This is a genomic window from Rothia sp. HMSC072E10 (genome assembly GCF_001813965.1).
Lineage (GTDB): Bacteria > Actinomycetota > Actinomycetes > Actinomycetales > Micrococcaceae > Rothia > Rothia mucilaginosa_A.
The window spans coordinates 14,129-30,866 of sequence record NZ_KV814485.1; the positions used below are offsets into that span (position 1 = coordinate 14,129).

Annotated in this window: 16 protein-coding genes; 9 read left to right on the forward strand and 7 right to left on the reverse strand. The window is 60.9% G+C overall.

Annotated features, from left to right (window positions below; all coding sequences use genetic code 11):
* Window positions 1–58 precede the first annotated feature (58 nt).
* Genes HMPREF2944_RS01575 through pknB form a run of 7 tightly spaced genes read left to right on the forward strand, consistent with a single transcriptional unit; the run spans window position 59 to window position 9,984 of the window.
* Complete coding sequence (locus tag HMPREF2944_RS01575; protein ID WP_070679823.1) at window positions 59–988, forward strand: FhaA domain-containing protein; 930 nt, start codon at window positions 59–61, stop codon at window positions 986–988.
* The gene (locus tag HMPREF2944_RS01580; RefSeq protein ID WP_049333748.1) at window positions 988–1,452 is read left to right on the forward strand and encodes an FHA domain-containing protein FhaB/FipA; all 465 of its coding nucleotides are present in this window, start codon (window positions 988–990) and stop codon (window positions 1,450–1,452) included. Before HMPREF2944_RS01575 ends, HMPREF2944_RS01580 begins: the two co-directional genes overlap by 1 nt.
* Before the next feature lie 3 nt (window positions 1,453–1,455).
* Window positions 1,456–3,171 carry a PP2C family protein-serine/threonine phosphatase gene (locus tag HMPREF2944_RS01585; protein ID WP_049345831.1) on the forward strand — a complete coding sequence of 572 codons (1,716 nt, stop codon included), beginning with the start codon at window positions 1,456–1,458 and terminating at the stop codon, window positions 3,169–3,171.
* Entirely contained in the window at window positions 3,164–4,624 is a 1,461-nt protein-coding gene (locus HMPREF2944_RS01590) for an FtsW/RodA/SpoVE family cell cycle protein (RefSeq protein WP_070679825.1), read from the forward strand. The genes HMPREF2944_RS01585 and HMPREF2944_RS01590 overlap by 8 nt, the downstream gene beginning before the upstream one ends.
* The gene (locus tag HMPREF2944_RS01595; protein ID WP_070679828.1) at window positions 4,617–6,056 is read left to right on the forward strand and encodes a peptidoglycan D,D-transpeptidase FtsI family protein; all 1,440 of its coding nucleotides are present in this window, start codon (window positions 4,617–4,619) and stop codon (window positions 6,054–6,056) included. The genes HMPREF2944_RS01590 and HMPREF2944_RS01595 overlap by 8 nt, the downstream gene beginning before the upstream one ends.
* A complete protein-coding gene (locus HMPREF2944_RS01600) occupies window positions 6,053–7,804 on the forward strand; it encodes a protein kinase domain-containing protein (RefSeq protein WP_070679831.1) in 1,752 nt (583 codons plus the stop codon). Before HMPREF2944_RS01595 ends, HMPREF2944_RS01600 begins: the two co-directional genes overlap by 4 nt.
* A gap of 47 nt (window positions 7,805–7,851) precedes the next feature.
* Entirely contained in the window at window positions 7,852–9,984 is a 2,133-nt protein-coding gene (gene pknB, locus HMPREF2944_RS01605) for a Stk1 family PASTA domain-containing Ser/Thr kinase (RefSeq protein ID WP_070679835.1), read from the forward strand.
* A 213-nt stretch (window positions 9,985–10,197) separates the two neighbouring features.
* Here pknB and HMPREF2944_RS01610 read toward each other — a convergent pair whose 3' ends face one another.
* From HMPREF2944_RS01610 to HMPREF2944_RS01615, 3 genes are read right to left on the reverse strand one after another with little or no spacing between them, the layout of a single operon-like run.
* Window positions 10,198–10,830 carry an aminodeoxychorismate/anthranilate synthase component II gene (locus tag HMPREF2944_RS01610; RefSeq protein ID WP_070648556.1) on the reverse strand — a complete coding sequence of 211 codons (633 nt, stop codon included), beginning with the start codon at window positions 10,828–10,830 and terminating at the stop codon, window positions 10,198–10,200.
* Between the two features lie 15 nt (window positions 10,831–10,845).
* Complete coding sequence (locus HMPREF2944_RS09220; protein WP_049333732.1) at window positions 10,846–11,007, reverse strand: hypothetical protein; 162 nt, start codon at window positions 11,005–11,007, stop codon at window positions 10,846–10,848.
* A gap of 15 nt (window positions 11,008–11,022) precedes the next feature.
* The gene (locus HMPREF2944_RS01615; RefSeq protein WP_049333730.1) at window positions 11,023–11,772 is read right to left on the reverse strand and encodes a class E sortase; all 750 of its coding nucleotides are present in this window, start codon (window positions 11,770–11,772) and stop codon (window positions 11,023–11,025) included.
* 150 nt (window positions 11,773–11,922) lie between these two features.
* Here HMPREF2944_RS01615 and HMPREF2944_RS01620 point away from each other — a divergent pair, with 150 nt between their 5' ends.
* Window positions 11,923–12,237 (forward strand): cell division protein CrgA, encoded by a 315-nt coding sequence (locus tag HMPREF2944_RS01620; protein ID WP_049333728.1) that lies wholly within the window; start codon window positions 11,923–11,925, stop codon window positions 12,235–12,237.
* Window positions 12,238–12,645: 408 nt separating this feature from the next.
* Here the strand turns inward: HMPREF2944_RS01620 and HMPREF2944_RS01625 are convergent, their stop codons facing one another.
* On the reverse strand, window positions 12,646–13,002 hold the full coding sequence (locus HMPREF2944_RS01625; protein WP_070679837.1) for a hypothetical protein: 357 nt from the start codon (window positions 13,000–13,002) through the stop codon (window positions 12,646–12,648).
* Window positions 13,003–13,013: 11 nt separating this feature from the next.
* Window positions 13,014–13,931 (reverse strand): LysR family transcriptional regulator ArgP, encoded by a 918-nt coding sequence (locus HMPREF2944_RS01630; protein WP_070679840.1) that lies wholly within the window; start codon window positions 13,929–13,931, stop codon window positions 13,014–13,016.
* 208 nt (window positions 13,932–14,139) lie between these two features.
* Between HMPREF2944_RS01630 and HMPREF2944_RS01635 the strand changes: the two genes are divergently transcribed.
* Window positions 14,140–14,772, forward strand: coding sequence for a LysE/ArgO family amino acid transporter (locus HMPREF2944_RS01635; protein ID WP_049333723.1), 633 nt, complete (start codon window positions 14,140–14,142; stop codon window positions 14,770–14,772).
* 75 nt (window positions 14,773–14,847) lie between these two features.
* Here the strand turns inward: HMPREF2944_RS01635 and HMPREF2944_RS09320 are convergent, their stop codons facing one another.
* The gene (locus HMPREF2944_RS09320; protein ID WP_246826233.1) at window positions 14,848–15,474 is read right to left on the reverse strand and encodes a hypothetical protein; all 627 of its coding nucleotides are present in this window, start codon (window positions 15,472–15,474) and stop codon (window positions 14,848–14,850) included.
* 499 nt (window positions 15,475–15,973) lie between these two features.
* Window positions 15,974–16,519 carry a GTPase gene (locus HMPREF2944_RS01645; RefSeq protein WP_070679843.1) on the reverse strand — a complete coding sequence of 182 codons (546 nt, stop codon included), beginning with the start codon at window positions 16,517–16,519 and terminating at the stop codon, window positions 15,974–15,976.
* Window positions 16,520–16,738: the final 219 nt, after the last annotated feature.

Here is a 16,738-nt window from a genome sequence, read left to right on the forward strand (position 1 = left end):
TTTGAGGTATACCGCGAGCGCAGTAGTTGCTCGGATTGGTCGTTGAGAAGGAGGCGGCATGAAGTTTTTCGACAAGCTAGGAAAGCTGGAACAGGGCATCGGCCGCACCGTCGGCTTTTCTAAGGGCTTCGGCACCTTTGAGAAGGCAGATGTCGCCAACCGCGTCCGCATCATGATGGACGACGAGTCTTACGTGGACGGCAGCGGCCGCACCATGGCCCCGAATATTTACACGCTCCGCTTCGCGCCGGTCGATTTTCCGCGCGTGCGCGAGTGGGGCAACCCGTTCGCCGTGGAGCTGTGCGACCTGGCCATCTCTCACGCTCGCGCCCAGGGATACACCCTCATCGGCGCGGTGCGCGTGACCTTCAACGTTCTCGATTCCCTGGCCGAGGGTGAATTCGAGGTGGTGGCCACCTTCGAGCCGTTCTCGGTTCCGGATGCGCCCGCCTCCCCCACCCTGCGCGGCGCCGCTAACTACGCGCCGGTGCGCCCGCCCCGGGAGTCTTCGCTGCCCACGCGCATCACAAAACCCACCGCCCAGCCTCAGCCCGCGCAGCCGGTTCAGCCGCAGCAGCCGGTGGCGCAGCCGAACTCTCGTCTCTCGCGCATCCCGCGTAGCGGCCAGGGTGGGCACGCCCCGCAGGGCGCCCACGGTGCCCCGGCGTCCCCGGCCGCTCCCGCCGCGGCGGCTCCCCGTCTTTTCCTGGAGATCAACGGGCGCATGCACCCGATTAGCCACCTGCCCTTCACGCTGGGCCGCGGTTCGGAGTCTGACCTGCTCCTGGACGATAAGGGTGTCTCCCGTCGTCACGTGCAGCTGTCGGCGCATAACGGCGCAGTCGTCGCCACCGACCTGGGGTCCACGAACGGCACCCTCGTCAACGGTGCTCCGCTTCGCTCTCCCGTGGTGCTGACCAACGGTTCGCTCCTTCGCATGGGCAATACCCGCATCATCTTCCATAGTTCTACCGGAGGTGCCCGTTAATGGCGTCCGAACTAACAGTCACTATTCTTCGCTACGCGTTCCTGGCGCTCATCTGGTTCTTCGTGTTCCTGGTGGTCTCCGCTGCACGCCGCGACCTGGGTCTGGGTAAGAACTACCGCGCAGTGCCTGTGGAGGCTTCCGCCGAGGCCACCCACATCACGCCCCCGCCCTCGCGCCCCTCGCAGTTGATTATTACCGAGGGCGCGCAGGCCGGCGCCATGATGCAGCTGGGCGACCACCCCATCACGATTGGTCGCGCCAACGATATTGAGGTGTCCCTGCAGGACGATTACGCTTCGGGCCGTCACGCCCGCCTGTTCCCCCAGGGTTCCCGCTGGTTCCTGGAGGACCTGAACTCGACCAACGGCACGTACGTCAACGGTGAGCGGCTGACTCGCGCTACCCCGATTGAGCCCGGTGATGAATTCCGCGTGGGCGGCACCACCATGCAACTGAGGGGGTAGCCGATGAAGATTGCTTTCCGTCTTGAGGCGCGCTCCGATACGGGCCTCAAACGTTCCAAGAACGACGATTCCGGTTACGGCGGCCGCTACCTTGCGGTCGTCGCCGATGGCATGGGCGGCCACGTGGGCGGCGATGTCGCCTCCGCGACCACGGTGCTGAACCTGACCCCGCTGGACCACCCCGACTTTGAGAACGGCACCGGCGGCGTTTACCTGGCCGACGAGATTCAGAGCGCCAACCTGATTATTAACGAGCTGGCCGCAAACGACCCGCAGCTTGCCGGTATGGGCACCACCTGCACCGCGTTGCTGATTGACGGCGATTGCATCGAGTTTGCCCACATCGGTGACTCGCGTGCATACCGCCTGCGCCCGGGTGCCGACGGTGAGTTCGAGCAGATTTCGACCGACCACACCTTCGTGCAGCGCCTGCTGAACGAGGGCCGCATTACCCCGGAGGAGGCCGAACACCACCCGCATAAGAACGTGATTATGCGCGTGCTCGGTGACGTTGACGCCTCCCCCGAGCTGGAGCTCAAGACCCTGGACGCCGTCGTGGGCGAGCGCTGGGTGCTGTCCTCGGACGGCCTGGACGCCGTGGTTTCCGTACCCGAAATTGAGCAGGTGATGCGTTCGCACGACGACCTCGCGGAGGTTGCCGACACGCTCATCTCCATGACCCTGGAGCGCGGCGCGCCCGATAACGTGACCGTCGTGGCCCTGCAGGTCATCGACCGCGAGGAACTGCCGGTGGACGAGCCGGTGGGCCCCTCCGCGCTACCCGATTCCGCGCTGCCCGACTCGATTGCGGCGGAGCAGGAAGTCAGCGTGAATACGCAGAAGCTCCCCGAGATTGCCGCAACCGCCGAGGCCGCGGAGGCAACCCTCGCCGCGCTGGAGCAAGAGTCCGCTCACCACAACGTGCGTCGTTTCCGCCGTGCCCGCGACTTTGCCGGAACCCTGCTGCACAGCGGTTCCGATGCGGTGCGCCACCACATCGGAACCTACGACAACGCCGTGGATGCGGCCCTCACCAACGCCGCGATTCTGCGTGGCGAGCTGGGTTCGCGTCCGCATCAGCTGGTCGGTGCCGCCGCGGTGGCGACCGAGACCGGCATGATTCCGGCGGTGACCTCCCGTACCCTGGAGCACCGCGCCACGGTGGCTCAGCGCATGCCGCTAACGGTGGATGAAGCGCCCCTGCCCGCCGAGCTGGAGGAGCTCATCGCGGAGGAGCCGGCCGAACGCACCTCCCGCCGTTCCTGGTCGGTGCGTCTCTTCATCTTCCTGCTGGTGGCGGCTCTGCTGACCCTGGCGGCGTGGACCGGCCTGCGCTACGTGGAGCGTAGCTACTACGTGGGCGAGAGCGACGGCACGGTGGCGGTGTACAACGGTATTCCGCATGCGCTGGGCCCGATTCGCCTCTCGCACGTGGTGGAGAATACCGATATTTCGACCTCGCAGCTCTCCGACCACACCCGCACCCTGCTGCGTAATTCGATTACCGCGAAGGACCTGAACGAGGCGCACCAGATTGTGTCGCGCCTGAAGACCCAGGCCGAGCAGAACCGCATCAAGGCGGAGCAGGCGGCGTCCGCCTCCGCTTCGCCGACTCCCGATCCGACGGCGACCGCATCGTTGGCTCCCGAGCCCGCGGAATCAGGGGCTGAAACCCCGACCGAATCCCCGAGCACGGAGGGCGGTGAGAACCATGGCTAAGCTGTCGTTCCGACGCGATTCCGATGCGCCGCGCGCGCGTCGCTTCACGGAGCTACTATTGCTGGTCGTGGCCGTGGGTATTAGCTCTTTCAGCATGTACCTGATTGACCCGGAGCACGCCCTGGACACTGCGAAGAGCCAGTGGCTTCCCTGCACCATCGTGCTGGGCGCCGGTTCGCTCCTGATTCACCTGGTCCTGCAGTTCCGTGCCCGCTACGCCGACCCGTTCATCCTGCCGCTGGTGGTGGCTCTGAACGGTATCGGTTTGACGATGATTTACCGTCTGGACCCGCAGATTGCCGCGCCGGTGGGCGACGGCCAGCTCATGTGGACGGGCGTGTCCATGGTGCTGTGCGCGGTCATCGTGTTCGTGTTGCGCGACCACCGCGTGCTGCGCAAGGTCACGTACACCTCCCTGGTGCTGTCGATGATTCTGCTCATCATGCCGCTGATTCCCGGCCTGGGCATGGAGTTGAACGGTGCGCGCATCTGGATTCACATCGGCAACCGCACCTTCCAGCCCGGCGAGGTCGCGAAGATTACGCTGGCGATTTTCTTCGCCGGTTACCTGGCAACGCACCGCGACCTGATTCTGGTGGCGGGCCGCCGCATCGGTCCGGTAAACCTGCCGCGACTGCGCGACCTTGCACCGGTGTTCCTGGCCTGGCTCGTGAGCCTGGGTGTTCTGGTATTCCAGAAGGACCTGGGTTCGGCCATCATGTTCTTCGGCCTGTTCATGGCGATGCTGTACCTGGCGACGGGCCGCCTGTCGTGGCTGGTCGTGGCCGGTATCGGTATCGCTGTGGGTGGGTACTTCGCGTACAACTACGTTTCGCACGTGCACGCCCGCATCTACGCGTGGGTTCACGCCTTTGACCCGGATATTTACCAGGCTTCGCCGGGTGGTTCGGGCCAGATTCTACAGGGCGTATTCGGCCTGGCGTACGGCGGCCTGTTTGGTCGCGGCTGGGGTCAGGGCCGCGCGAACCTCGTCCCGTACGCAAACTCCGACATGATCATCTCTTCGCTGGGTGAGGAGCTGGGCCTGATTGGTCTGGGCGCCATCCTGATGATGTTCATGTTGCTGGTTTCGCGCGGCTACCGCGCGGCTCTGGGCACCCGCGACGGCTTCGGTAAGTTGCTGGCGGCGGGCCTGTCCACGGTCATGGTGCTGCAGCTGTTCGTGGTGATTGGCGGCGTGACCCGTCTGATTCCGCTGACGGGTCTGACGACTCCGTTTATGTCGGCGGGCGGTTCGTCGCTGGTGGCCAACTGGATTATTGTGGCGCTGTGGCTGTCGATTTCGCATAGTGCCCGTGCTCCGCACCTGGTGGCCGGTTACGATGCATCGCAGGGTATCGACCATATGGATACCAGCTACGAGCCCGAGGGCGCGACGAGCGTCCTGGCCCGTATCACGGCAAAGGATTCTGGAGGTGAGAAGAATGGATAGGGCGATTCGCCGCATGTGGATGTCAGCCGCGTGCGTGTTTGTCCTGCTGATGGGTACCCTCAGCTATATTCAGTTCTTCGATTCGAAGACCCTGATGGCTAACCCGTGGAATAGCCGAGCACTGTACGACAACTACGGTTCGGCGCGTGGTTCCATCGTGGTGGACGGCACGGAGATTGCTTCCTCGGTGAAGTCCGATGATGAGTACAACTACCAGCGCGTGTACAACCACCCGCTCAAGTACGCGGCTCTGACCGGCTACTTCTCCACCATCTACGGCGCGACCGGCCTGGAAGCCGCCATGGATAAGGAGCTCGCCGGCACGAGCGATAGCCAGTTCTACGATCGCGTGGCGCAGCTCTTCAGCGGTTCCTCCGCTCAGGGTGCCAGCGTGGAGCTGACCATCAACTCGAAGCTTCAGGACATCGCCTACAACGCTCTGCAGGGCCGTAAGGGTGCCGTCGTGGCGCTGAACCCGAAGACCGGCGAGATTCTGGCGATGGCTTCATCCCCCTCCTACGATCCGAACCTGCTGTCCTCCCACTCGGGTTCTTCCGTGATTGCGAACTACCAGGCGCTAACGGCAGATGAGGATCAGCCCCTCTTCAACCGAGCGATTGCCGGTAATACGTACTCGCCGGGTTCGACCTTCAAGATTATTGACGCGGTCGCGGCCCTCGAGTCGGGTAAGTACAACGCCGAGTCGGTTATCGCGAACCCCGCGCAGTTGCCTCTGCCGGGCACGAACATCAGCCTGCCGAACTACACGGGCGGCCAGTGTTCCACCCGAACTCAGGCAACGATTGAGTGGGCGTTGGCGCAGTCCTGTAACACCCCGTTCGCGCAGATTGCGATGGACCTGGGTCAGGAGCGTATCGCTAAGACCGCCGAGAACTTCGGGTACGGTCAGGATTTGAAGATTCCGCTGACCGTGTCGAAGTCTTCGTTCCCTTCGAATATGACGCAGAGCCAGCTGGCTCAGTCGGCCGTCGGCCAGTACAACGTGAAGACCACGCCCCTGCAGGTGGCGATGACCTCCGCGGCGATTGCGAACGGCGGTGTGCAGATGAAGCCGAACCTGATTCGTTTGGTGAAGACCAGCAACCTGAGCACCCTGCAGGAGTTCTCGGCTGAGAAGCTCCGCACCTCCACCTCCCCCGAGGTGGCCAACCAGGTGAAGCAGTGGATGGTGAATTCGGTTGATAATGGTATTGCACGTAATGCCGGTGTCGCGGGCGTGAAGGTGGCGGGTAAGACCGGTACCGCAGAGACGACGGCGGGTTTGAATAATTCTTGGTTCACCGGTTTCGCTCCGGCCGATGACCCTCAGATTGCCATCGCGGTGGTGTACGAGGATATTGACGTGGCGACCGGCGCACAATTGGCAACCGGTACAAGTAAGCAACTTTTTGAGGCGGTGTTGAACAAGTGAGGCCTGCGGCTGATATTACCCTGGGCGGGCGCTACACCCTGACCGAGCGTATCGCAATTGGCGGTATGGGTGAGGTGTGGAAGGCTCGCGATAAGGTGCTTGGTCGCATCGTTGCGGTCAAGATCCTGAAGGAAGAGTACACCGGCGACCCCGGCTTCCTGGAGCGTTTCCGCGCGGAGGCTCGCAATACGGCGCTGCTGAACCACCCCGGCGTGGCGAACGTGTTCGACTACGGCGAGGAGGATAACTCCGCGTACCTGGTGATGGAGCTTGTGCCGGGTAGCCCCCTGTCGAGTATCATCGAGCGCGAGGGTACCCTGCCGCCGGACCGCGTCCTGAACTTTATCGCGCAGACCGCTCGTGCGCTGGCTGCCGCTCACTCGCAGGGCCTGGTGCACCGCGATGTGAAGCCCGGTAACCTGATTATCACCCCGGACGACCGCGTGAAGGTGACCGATTTCGGTATCGCGCGCTTGGCAAACCAGGTGCCGTTGACTGCGACCGGTCAGGTGATGGGTACCGCCCAGTACCTGGCTCCCGAGCAGGCTACCGGCCAGGCTGCGACCGCTTCTTCTGATATGTATTCTCTGGGCATCATCGGTTACGAGTGCCTGGTGGGACGACGCCCGTTCACCGGTGAGTCGCAGATTGCGATTGCGCTGGCTCAGGTGAACGATCCGCCGCCGCCGCTTCCGGAGAGCATTCCGGCCGCGGCACGCGCGCTGATTATGTGCCTGCTGGCGAAGGACCCGGCTCAGCGTCCTAAGGATGCGACCGCTCTGGCTTCTGCGGTGGATGCGATTCGCCGCCGCGACCTGAAGGCAGCGGTGAAGGCTGTGCCCTCCCTTGCCCAGTTCCTGGCCGAGGAGAATGCCGACGATGCAACCGTGGCCATGGACGCTATGAACGTTGCGGCTGAGCCGATTAGCGCCTCCGCCGCACCGCGTTTCGGTTCGGGCGGGCGTTTCTCGCCGGAACCGACGACAGCGCCGATTCCTCGCACGAGCGCCCAGACGGTGCGCACGAGTGCGGAGCGTTCTGCCGCGGCGCCCCGTTCCTCGACGAAGCGCGGCCCGAACGTGTGGATGTGGGTCGCGATGCTGCTGGCAATCCTGCTGATTCTGGGCGGCATCTGGACCGTGTTCTTCACCAATAACGGTGGAGGCGGCACGTCCCCGGAGTCTTCGGCGAGCGCTTCGGCCTCTTCGGAACCGACGAACACCGGTAAGGTGTCGACGGTGGAGACGAGCGAGGCCGCTGCCACGACCTCTTCCAAGAAGAAGGTGACCGTGAACGCGGTGAACTACGAGGGTCGTGAGCTGCAGGATGCGGTGAACGAGTTGAAGAACCTCGGCCTTTCCCCCAAGACGGAGGGTGTGGAGTCCACTCAACCGGAGAACACGGTGATTTCGGTTTCTCCGACGGGTACTTTGGAGCAGGGCAATAGCGTCACCGTGCGCTATTCGACCGGTCCGAAGTCGGTGACTCTCCCGTCGAACCTTGAGGGTAAGAACGTGGACGAGGCTTCGAAGGCCGTCGCAGCGCTCGGCGTGAATGTTTCTCTTCACTACGAGAATTCGGATACCGCGGCCCCCGGCACGGTTCTTCGTACTACACCTTCATCTGGCACTAAGGTGACGGTTGGTAGTAATGTAGACATGTATGTGGCCTCTTCCAATTCGGGTAGGGGATCGAGTGCCAGCGCTTCCGCTGCACCGTCTGCGTCGGCTTCCGCCACGGCGCGTTAGCCCCTACGTTTTGATTTAGTTTTTGTCTTATTGATCCAGGAGAACTTATGGACCTGTCGGTTCCCGACACGGTTGATAACCGTTACAAGGTACTCGAGGTAATCGGTACCGGTGCGATGGCGACCGTTTACGCTGCCGAGGACACCCGCCTCGGCCGCAAGGTGGCTCTTAAGATTCTGCGTCCGGAGCAGGCCCAGGATGAGACCTTCCGTGCCCGTTTCAAGCGGGAGGCGGAGGCCGTCGCGTCTCTGAATAATCCTGCGATTGTTGCGGTGTATGACACCGGTTCGTTCGATCCTTCCCAGAGCTACGGCGTGGATGAGGCCGCGGGCGAGTCTACGCTCATCCCCTATATCGTGATGGAGTACGTGGAGGGTCACACCCTGCGCACCATCCTGTCGCGTGGCGGTCACCTGCCGGTGAGCGATGCGCTGGGCTACGCCGAGCAGTTGCTGGGCGCGCTCCAGTACAGCCACTCGATGGGCATCATTCACCGCGATATTAAGCCGGCGAACATCATGGTGCTGGACCGCACCAGCGAGGATATCGCGAAGGGTCAGCCGGGCCAGATTAAGGTCATGGACTTCGGCATTTCTCGCGCGATTGAGGAGGCCGGCGAGGCGCTGACCAAGGCGAACGTGGTGATGGGTAGCGCACGCTACATGTCCCCCGAGCAGGTCAGCGGCAAGGAGGTCGACGCCCGTAGCGACCTGTACTCGGCCGCCTGCGTGATTTACGAGATGATTGCCGGCCGTTCCCCCTTCGATGCCGAGTCGAATGTGGATTTGGCTGCTAAGCACCTCTCCGACACCCCTGAGCCCCCGAGCAAGTTCACCCCGCTCGAGGTTCCGGCAGGTCTGGATGCGGTCATTCTGAAGGGTCTGGCTAAGAACCCGGACGACCGCTATCAGAGCGCTGCCGAGTTCGAGCAGGCACTGGTCTCCGTGATTCGTCCCGGCGAGGAAACCGTGGCTCAGGACGCCGCCATGACGACCGCGTTCGTGCCGTCGGCAACCACCGCGTCTCTGGGCGAAGATTACGCCCCGTACACCACCTCGATTACCGAGGCTTCGGTGGAGGACGGCGGTCTCAACGGATTCTTCGACTACGAGGATGAAGAGGAACCGTACGAGGATGAGGAGTACGTCGAATACGATGAGGGTTCGCCCCGTAAGCGTGCGTGGACGCGCTTCCTGGTTGGTATTCTCATCGCCGCGCTACTGGCATTTAGCGTCGGCTCGGTGCTGTATTACCAGAACAAGCTGAACGAGGTTCCGCAGGTTCAGGTTCCGGCCGTGGTGAACGTTTCCCGCGATGATGCCGATAACCAGCTGCGTAACCGAGGCTTCGTGGTGGAGTACCGTCAGGGCTACTCCGACAACATCAAGAAGGGCGACGTGATCAGCGTCGAGCCGGGTGTCGGTTCTATGGTTAATAAGGGCTCGACCGTGACCGTGACCGTCTCAAGCGGCCCGGAGAAGATTAAGCTGCCCGATAACCTGCAGGGCCAGAGCGAGGCGTACGTGCGTAACGCGCTGAAGGACCTGGGTCTGGTGGACGGCCGTGTCTCCACCGTGGAGAGCGCTTCGGTGCCTGCCGGTATGGTGGTTGAGCTGTCCCCCGAGAAGAGTTCGACGGACGATAAGGGTGTTCAGACGGTTGAGGCCGGTAGCACCGTGAACATTGTCCTGTCCTCGGGTAAGGTGAAGGTCCCCTCGCTGGTGGGTCTGACCAAGGATCAGGCGATTGCCGCTCTGACCGCTCAGGATGTTCTGCTGAACACCAACATTGAGACGGTTCAGACGACCGAGCGTCCCGCCGGTACCGTGCTTTCGCAGAGCTCTGCGGCCGGTACCCTGGTGCCGCAGAACAGCACCGTGACGATTCGCGTGGCTGCTACCCCGACTCAGACGACTGCCCCGACTGCTGCGGCTACTCAGCCGGCAGCGTCGACCGGTAACCAGAACGCTACCACCGGTAACCAGCAGCGTCAGGCCACTCAGCAGGCTACTCAGCCTGCCGCCTCGACCGGTAACCAGAACGCTACCACCGGTAACCAGAACCAGCAGCATTCTACCGCTTCGGCTACTCCGGCACCGGCTGCGTCCGCTACTGCAGGTACCCGTACGATTCAGGGTAATAACGCGAACGCCAATGCAAATAACGCTAACTCCCGCTAAGGGGTTTTAGAGGTTAGCCGCGAAAAAAAGGGGCGGCGCTCTACACCGTTGGGTGTGGGGCGCCGCCCCTTTCGTGTGCCTGCCCGTGTGCCCGGGCTTGCTCGCGACTATGGGCTCAGATAGAGTATCGCCTCCAGCTTCCCTGTAATGCGCCTACTACGGACCTTCTGGAGGCGATATAAGCCACTGAGGACGCTAAAGGCTTAAGAGGGATTAGGCCATGAGGGGCGAGAGGCTCTTAGCGCGTTCTGCGGCGCCCTGCAGGCCGGTTTCTTCAAGCCAGTTGCCGAGCATCAGGTAGCCGCCTTCGGTCAGGACCGATTCGGGGTGGAACTGCACGCCGTGCATGGGGGCTTCGCGGTGGCGCAGGCCCATAATGATGCCGTTGTCGGTCGTGGAGGTGGTTTCCAGGACGTCCGGCATGCTCTCGGGTACGACCGCAAGCGAGTGGTAGCGGGTCGCGGTGAAGGGGCAGGGCACGTCCTTGAAGACGGAAACGTTCTCGTGCACCATCTTCGAGGTCTTGCCGTGCATCAGTTCGGGGGCGTGGGTAACGGTGCCGCCAAAAGCCTCGGCAATGGCCTGGTGGCCCAGGCAGACGCCCAACAGGGGCTTCTTTGCCTCAGCCGCCCAGCGGATGGTGTCAATAATGACGCCGGCTTCAGAGGGCGCTCCGGGGCCTGGAGAGATGAGCACGCCGTCGTGGTCTTCCGCGAGCTTCAGCACGTGGTCCAGGTCGTATTCATCGTTGCGGATGACCGTGGTCTCGGCGCCGAGCTGCTGCAGGTATCCCACAAGGGTGAAGACGAAGCTATCGTAGTTGTCGATGACAAGGATGCGGGTCATGGTGTTGTCCTAGTGCTAATGGTTGATGGTGACGTTCTGGTTGAAGGGGCCGTACTCGGCGAAGTGCGGGAAGACGTACTCCATGAGCAGGTAGACGGCTACGAGCACCAGCACGATGGCAATAATGATGCGCAGCCACAGGGGCCCGGGCAGGTGTCGGAAAATCCATCCGTACATGTTCTTTTCCTTTCCTTAAGATCCGGCCACCGAAGCGGCGATTTCTGCGGGGGCGCCGGCGGAGGCGGGACGCCACGATTCGAATCGGGCGTGCACGATGTATCGTTCGGTATCGCCGTAGCGTGGGTGGCAGGTGGTGAGGGTCATGAGACGCTCGGTGGGGGCCACACCGGGTTGGCCGGGCACAGGTTCGATGACTTCAACCTGGTCAGGCTGCACGATTTCGTGGCTGTAGACGGTGTAGGTGTAGTAGCCGTCTTTGGTGCGCACGTAGATGTGGTCGCCTTCGGTGAGCAGGTCGATGTCGTTGAGGACCTTACCGCGGGTTTGGCGGTGGCCGGCGAGGGAGAAGTTGCCGACCTGGCCGGGCATGGCGGTCCCGTCGTAGTGTCCGAGACCGAGGGAGTCGAGCACGTCGGCGCTGGTGCCCTGGGTGGCGGGACGATGATAATCCGCGCCAAATTTGGGGATGTAGACGACTCCGAAGACCTCACCGTGTTCGGGTTCGCTCAGCCCGGCGGGAGGGGTGTTAGGGTCCCAGCTGGGCGGGGCTTCGGCCGGATGCGCGTCAAACTCCTGCACGAGGGTGCTGACGGCCTGGGACTGGGTACGGTCGGCGTCGATATTGGTCCACCACAGCTGCCAGGCAACGAAGAGAAGCAGAATAACGCCCGCGGTGATAAGGAGCTCGCCGGTAATCTGGATGATCCATTGCAGCACGGTGCGGGGTCGGCGCGCGGCATTATGTGCCTTTCCGTGGCTCATGCTCTCTCCTTGGGGTTAGTGGCATTGCGTTTCTCAGCCGTCATACGCTGTGTTTAACGCTCGGGCGAGGTGAAATCATCCCGCAAGTCTGCAAAGATAGGTGTAAACGTATATTTTTAGGTTACCCATACAACAATAAGCGGAGGAAGTATGTCGTCCAACTCGGCTAAGGCATCGTCCAAGAAGAAGTCTCAGAAGTCCGAGAAGTCTGAGGTGGAGGACGCAAGCGAGATTCGTCTGCGCGAGATTGCCCATGAGATGGAGAGCGGTACGCAGCTGAAGGAGCAGACTCCGCTGTGGTACCGAGTCATCATGTTTTCGCTGCTGGCCCTGGGCATCCTGTGGATTATTGTTTTCTACATTACGCAGGGCCTATTCCCGATTCCTGACTTGGGTATGTGGAACGTCAGCATCGGCGTGGGCGCCATGATGGTGAGTATGCTGATGATGACCCGCTGGCGCTAGAGCGTATTGAGGAGGCGGCTGTCCCATTACTGGGCGGCCGCCTCTGTCGTTCTCGAAGAACCGGGGGCTAGTGACTCTCTGCCCCTGTTTTTCTGTTCTGAAAGGCAGTCCGGAAGGTCGCGGTCATAGCGACCATGATGAGCAGTTCGGTGAGGGTTTGGGTGAGTACGGTGGCGCTCATGAGGTTTGCTGACGCTGCGGTGAGCGGGCTGACCAGCGTTGCGCCAGATAGGCGGCTGCTAGGGGCACGATGAGCGGTGCAAGGCTGATGTAGCTTTCGACGGGGAGAGGGAATATTTCTCCCACTGTCCCCATATTTAATATTCTAATATAAATATATACACTAGTCCATATAGAAATAGAAAGGATCTGGGCGCTAAGTAGGTAGGGTGTTGCCGCCAGCAAACCTCAATATTCCCCTCCGGCGATACACGTAAAGACCACAACGTAATCCACGCATGGAGCCAGCAGAACAATCGCTGCAGCTAAAGCAACGGGACCACCCTCGGGAATAAAGAGGGGAACGAGCAGCGCAACTAGAATCGGGGTTCCAAGGGTAGCCGCCAGCACGACCCTGCGAACAAGCATCTTATGCTGACCAACATTCATGCCGGCCAGGGGCATGAGGGCGAAGTTGGTCCACAGTAGCGCACCGAGCGCGTAGGGCACGAGATGCTCGGAGACCTGACTCCATCCGCCCAGCCCCGCGCAGGCAACTCCCACAGCCATGGAGCCAAGGTAGAGGGCCACCTGGTGACGTTCCACAAAGCCCCCTTCTAGTAGATAAGGTCGCCTCGTGCCGCTTCGTGAACGCGGCGGGTTACGGTCTCCATGACGGGTGAGTTAATGTTCCACCGTTGCCAGTAGAGAGGGAATTCTACGGGGGTTACGGCGAGCTTGATGAGGTGCCCGCTTGCGAGTTCTTCGGCGCATTGCGCTTCGGGGATAAGACCCCATGCGATACCGGCGCTGACAGCACGCGCGTAGTCCGGGGAGGAGGGAATGTAGATGGTGGGGCTTTGGGTGAAGGTTTCTTCAGCCTCCAGACCTACTTCTTGTTCGATGAGGACTCGTGCTACGTCCTGCACGAAGTCTTTGCGGTCGTATTCGACGACGGGGGCCTGGTTGAGCTCCTCGCGGCTTACGCGCTTGGGCCAGCCGAGCAGGTAGCGCCGCACGTAGTCGGGGGTGGCGACGCACCAGTACCGTGCCACACCGAGGGTTTCAACGGAGCAGCCGGGGATTTTTTCGGGTTTGGAGGTGATGACTGCCATGACTTCTCCGGAGCGGAGCATGGCGGAGGAGTGGAATTCGCCTTCTCGTCGCAGGTCGCAGAAGATGCTGTCTTCGCGGCTGAGGGTTCCGACGGCGTCGATGAACCAGGTGGCAAGCGAATCGGCATTGACCGCCACAGACACGCTTTGGAAGCCGCCGGCACCCATGAGTTCGCGTTCCATTTCTTGCTGCAGGAATTCACTCTGGCGGGCGATGCGCAGCACGCTCTGTCCGGCATCCGTGGGGGTCACAGGATTGCTTCGGCGCAGCAGAACCTTTCCGGCGATCTGCTCCATGGCTTTGATGCGCTGGGAGATGGCGGAGGGGCTCACTCGCAGGATATCTGCCGCCGCGTCGAAGGTGCCATATTCGATGACGGTGGCGAAGGTGGTGAGCTGGTCGGTACTGAAACGTGTCATAAGAATATCTTACGCAGTGTGAAAATATTTAGATAGATTTAGGGTCCTTTTTCCCGTATTCTCATCTCTGGCACTTCACACTTCAGCTAACGCAGGCTTTATCCCTGCGTCGCGAGCTTTTGCCTGGCAAGCTGGTAGTAAGGGAGCCGCTACCCGCCACTGCGTACGCGGGTTCACACCCCGTTTGATCGACATAGAAAGTTTCACGATGTCCACATCCCTGTCCCTGCTGTTTCTGGGTGCCACCACCACTATCTCTTTGGTGGCCGCCATTGGCGCCCAGGGCACGTTTGTGTTGCGTCAGGGCATTACGGGTCGGCATATTACCCCGATTATTATCTTCTGCGTGCTCTCGGATGCGCTCATGATTGGCTTGGGTGTCGTGGGTCTTGGTGCGCTACTTGACGCCGCCCCGTGGGTTATGGAGGTTCTCCGCTACGTCGGCGCAGCTTTTCTGGCGTGGTTCGGCTACGAGTCGGCGAAGCGTGTTTTCACCCCGCATGCGGTTGTCGTTGAGGAGGGTACCGAGGATGCGCAGTCGTTGAAGGCGGCCCTGCTAACCACGGCGGCGGTCACCTACCTCAACCCGCTGGCATGGTTGGACACAACGATTTTCCTCGGTTCTCTGGCTAATACGCAGGGCGATCCCGGCCGCTGGTGGTATTACCTGGGCTGCTGCTGCGGTAGCGTGCTGTGGTTCCTCATGATTGGCTACGGCTCACGAATTTTACGTCCGCTCTTCGCCCGCCCGGAGGCCTGGCGTGTACTTGACGCAGCGGTGGCCCTACTCATGGTGTATCTGGTATTCAACCTGCTCACTATGGACCTATCCGCCCACTAGCACCATACCTTTTATCCCTTGTCAGGCTCTTTTTCCGCAGTCTCCTCCTCGCTAAGGGGTACGAGTACTTCGCTTTTAGGCATGGTGAGCAAGCCCCAGGTAGATATCGCGAATAATCAGGATGTGCTTGATTTGCTCAATCATGGGTTTGAGGAAGCTTCGGGCATATTTTTCGTCGCTACTGGTGGTTGCGACGAAGCTGAGCCCGGAGAACACGGCAACGATCATGGACACCTTGATGACCACGGCGTTGATATTGGTGTCTACGCCGAGGATTTTGAGGTGTTTGGGTTTGACGGCCATCCACGATTCGATGATGGTGTCGCTAATGGCTACGGATGAGAACCCCATGAAGAACCCGAAGACGAGCAGCATGAAGAGGGTCGCCTGAATGATCTGCCCGATTATGGGGATGATGATGAGGTTGCTCCAGGGTGCGATTTTGAGGGGTCGGTGTTTGAGGATTTTCTTCTCTTCGACCCAGTCTTGAGCGGTGTTCCAGATTCCGCCTTCGAGGGCTGCGGCATGCTCGTAGTCGTTGTCGCTAAAGCGTGCGATGTCGTCGCCTCTGGAGCGCCCCAGCAGGCGCGCTGTGCGTTCCAGGGAGGTTGTGACGACCACGAACACGGCAAGCCCCATGAGCCCCAGAACAGCCCAGGCACGCGGGAAGCTGAGCCCCTGCAACGAGTACGGTAAAAGCACCTGCGGTGATTTGAACCCACTGCGGGGTGCGAACCATCAGCTTGTGGGCAAGAGTAATGAACACACCGGAGATAACCGGCATAACGAGGAAAATCCCGCCAAGTACGAGCACTGGGAGTGCTTCGTTGCTGAGGGCACTATCGCTTGTGAGAGCTTTGATGTAGTTCGGTAGGGAACCTTTCACGTCCTCTACTACGAAGAGGAGAATGTTGCGCAGGAAGATATAGCAGACGTGCATGATGCTCACCCACAGAATCCAGGGAACGGAGCGCGGGAACGCGTCGAGAGCACGCTGACGTGCAGGAATGATGAGGGGCACGCCCTGCTTGCGGAACCAGATATTGCTTTACCTCAGCATATCGGCTCTGCTGTATTGCAGAGATCGTCCCTCTGCGGCTTTGGTGCGCAGCCGCGCCCAGGTGGGGCGTGCGCCTTTTTTCCGCGGGGTGTTCTGCTCCTGTGTGCTCATGACATACCACTCTACAGGGTCGAGAATACCTTATAGTTTTTCCTTCTGGAGTTCAGCTCCAATGAAACGGGCATACGCACCCATGAGTAGCGCAGCTACTTCTTCGTGTCCCGCGTAGATGCCTAACTCCTCATCCTCTAGTCCTTTGTAGGTACCGCTACTCATCTCGAGCAGGGATAGCGGTCCTTCTGCAGTCTCCGGTGCTAGGGCATCCAGGATGAAGCTCAGGCTCTCTTCTATCTCTTCATCCGCTCCCATGAGGCGCCCCAGGTGTGTACCCGGGTAGGGGGCAATGGTAAGTACATCTTCGTTTACGCATTGGATAACACGGGCTATAGGAATAACATCACCGTTCTCGGTCTCTTTGAACAATAGCTCAGCGGAGAGGTCTATATGGCTTTCCTCGCTCTGTAGGAGCTGCCTGGGCCACCAGAGGTGAATGTATTCAGTGAGTGCTGCCCATACTTCGTGGGGCTCCAGAGTGCTTTCTACATAGAGGGCTACAGTGCGTTCTTCGCTGACCGGTTGCTGCTGGTCGGTAGGCTCTGGTGCGTGGGAAAACATGGGGTAGTGCATGGTTCTACTCTATCCCACTGGTCACCTCTCAGGAGGAAATATTCTTTCTTCCTCCTTGCCTCCTCTCCCTTCGAAGGGGTGCGAGGGCACAAAAAAGGGGCAGACCCACCTGGGCCTGCCCCCTTCCCAGCTTTAGCTGTTAAAGCAAAAGAGCCCGCGCAAGCGGGCTCTTTTTATTGCCTATTGGATTGTTATCCAAAAACCATACAGTGAACGCAA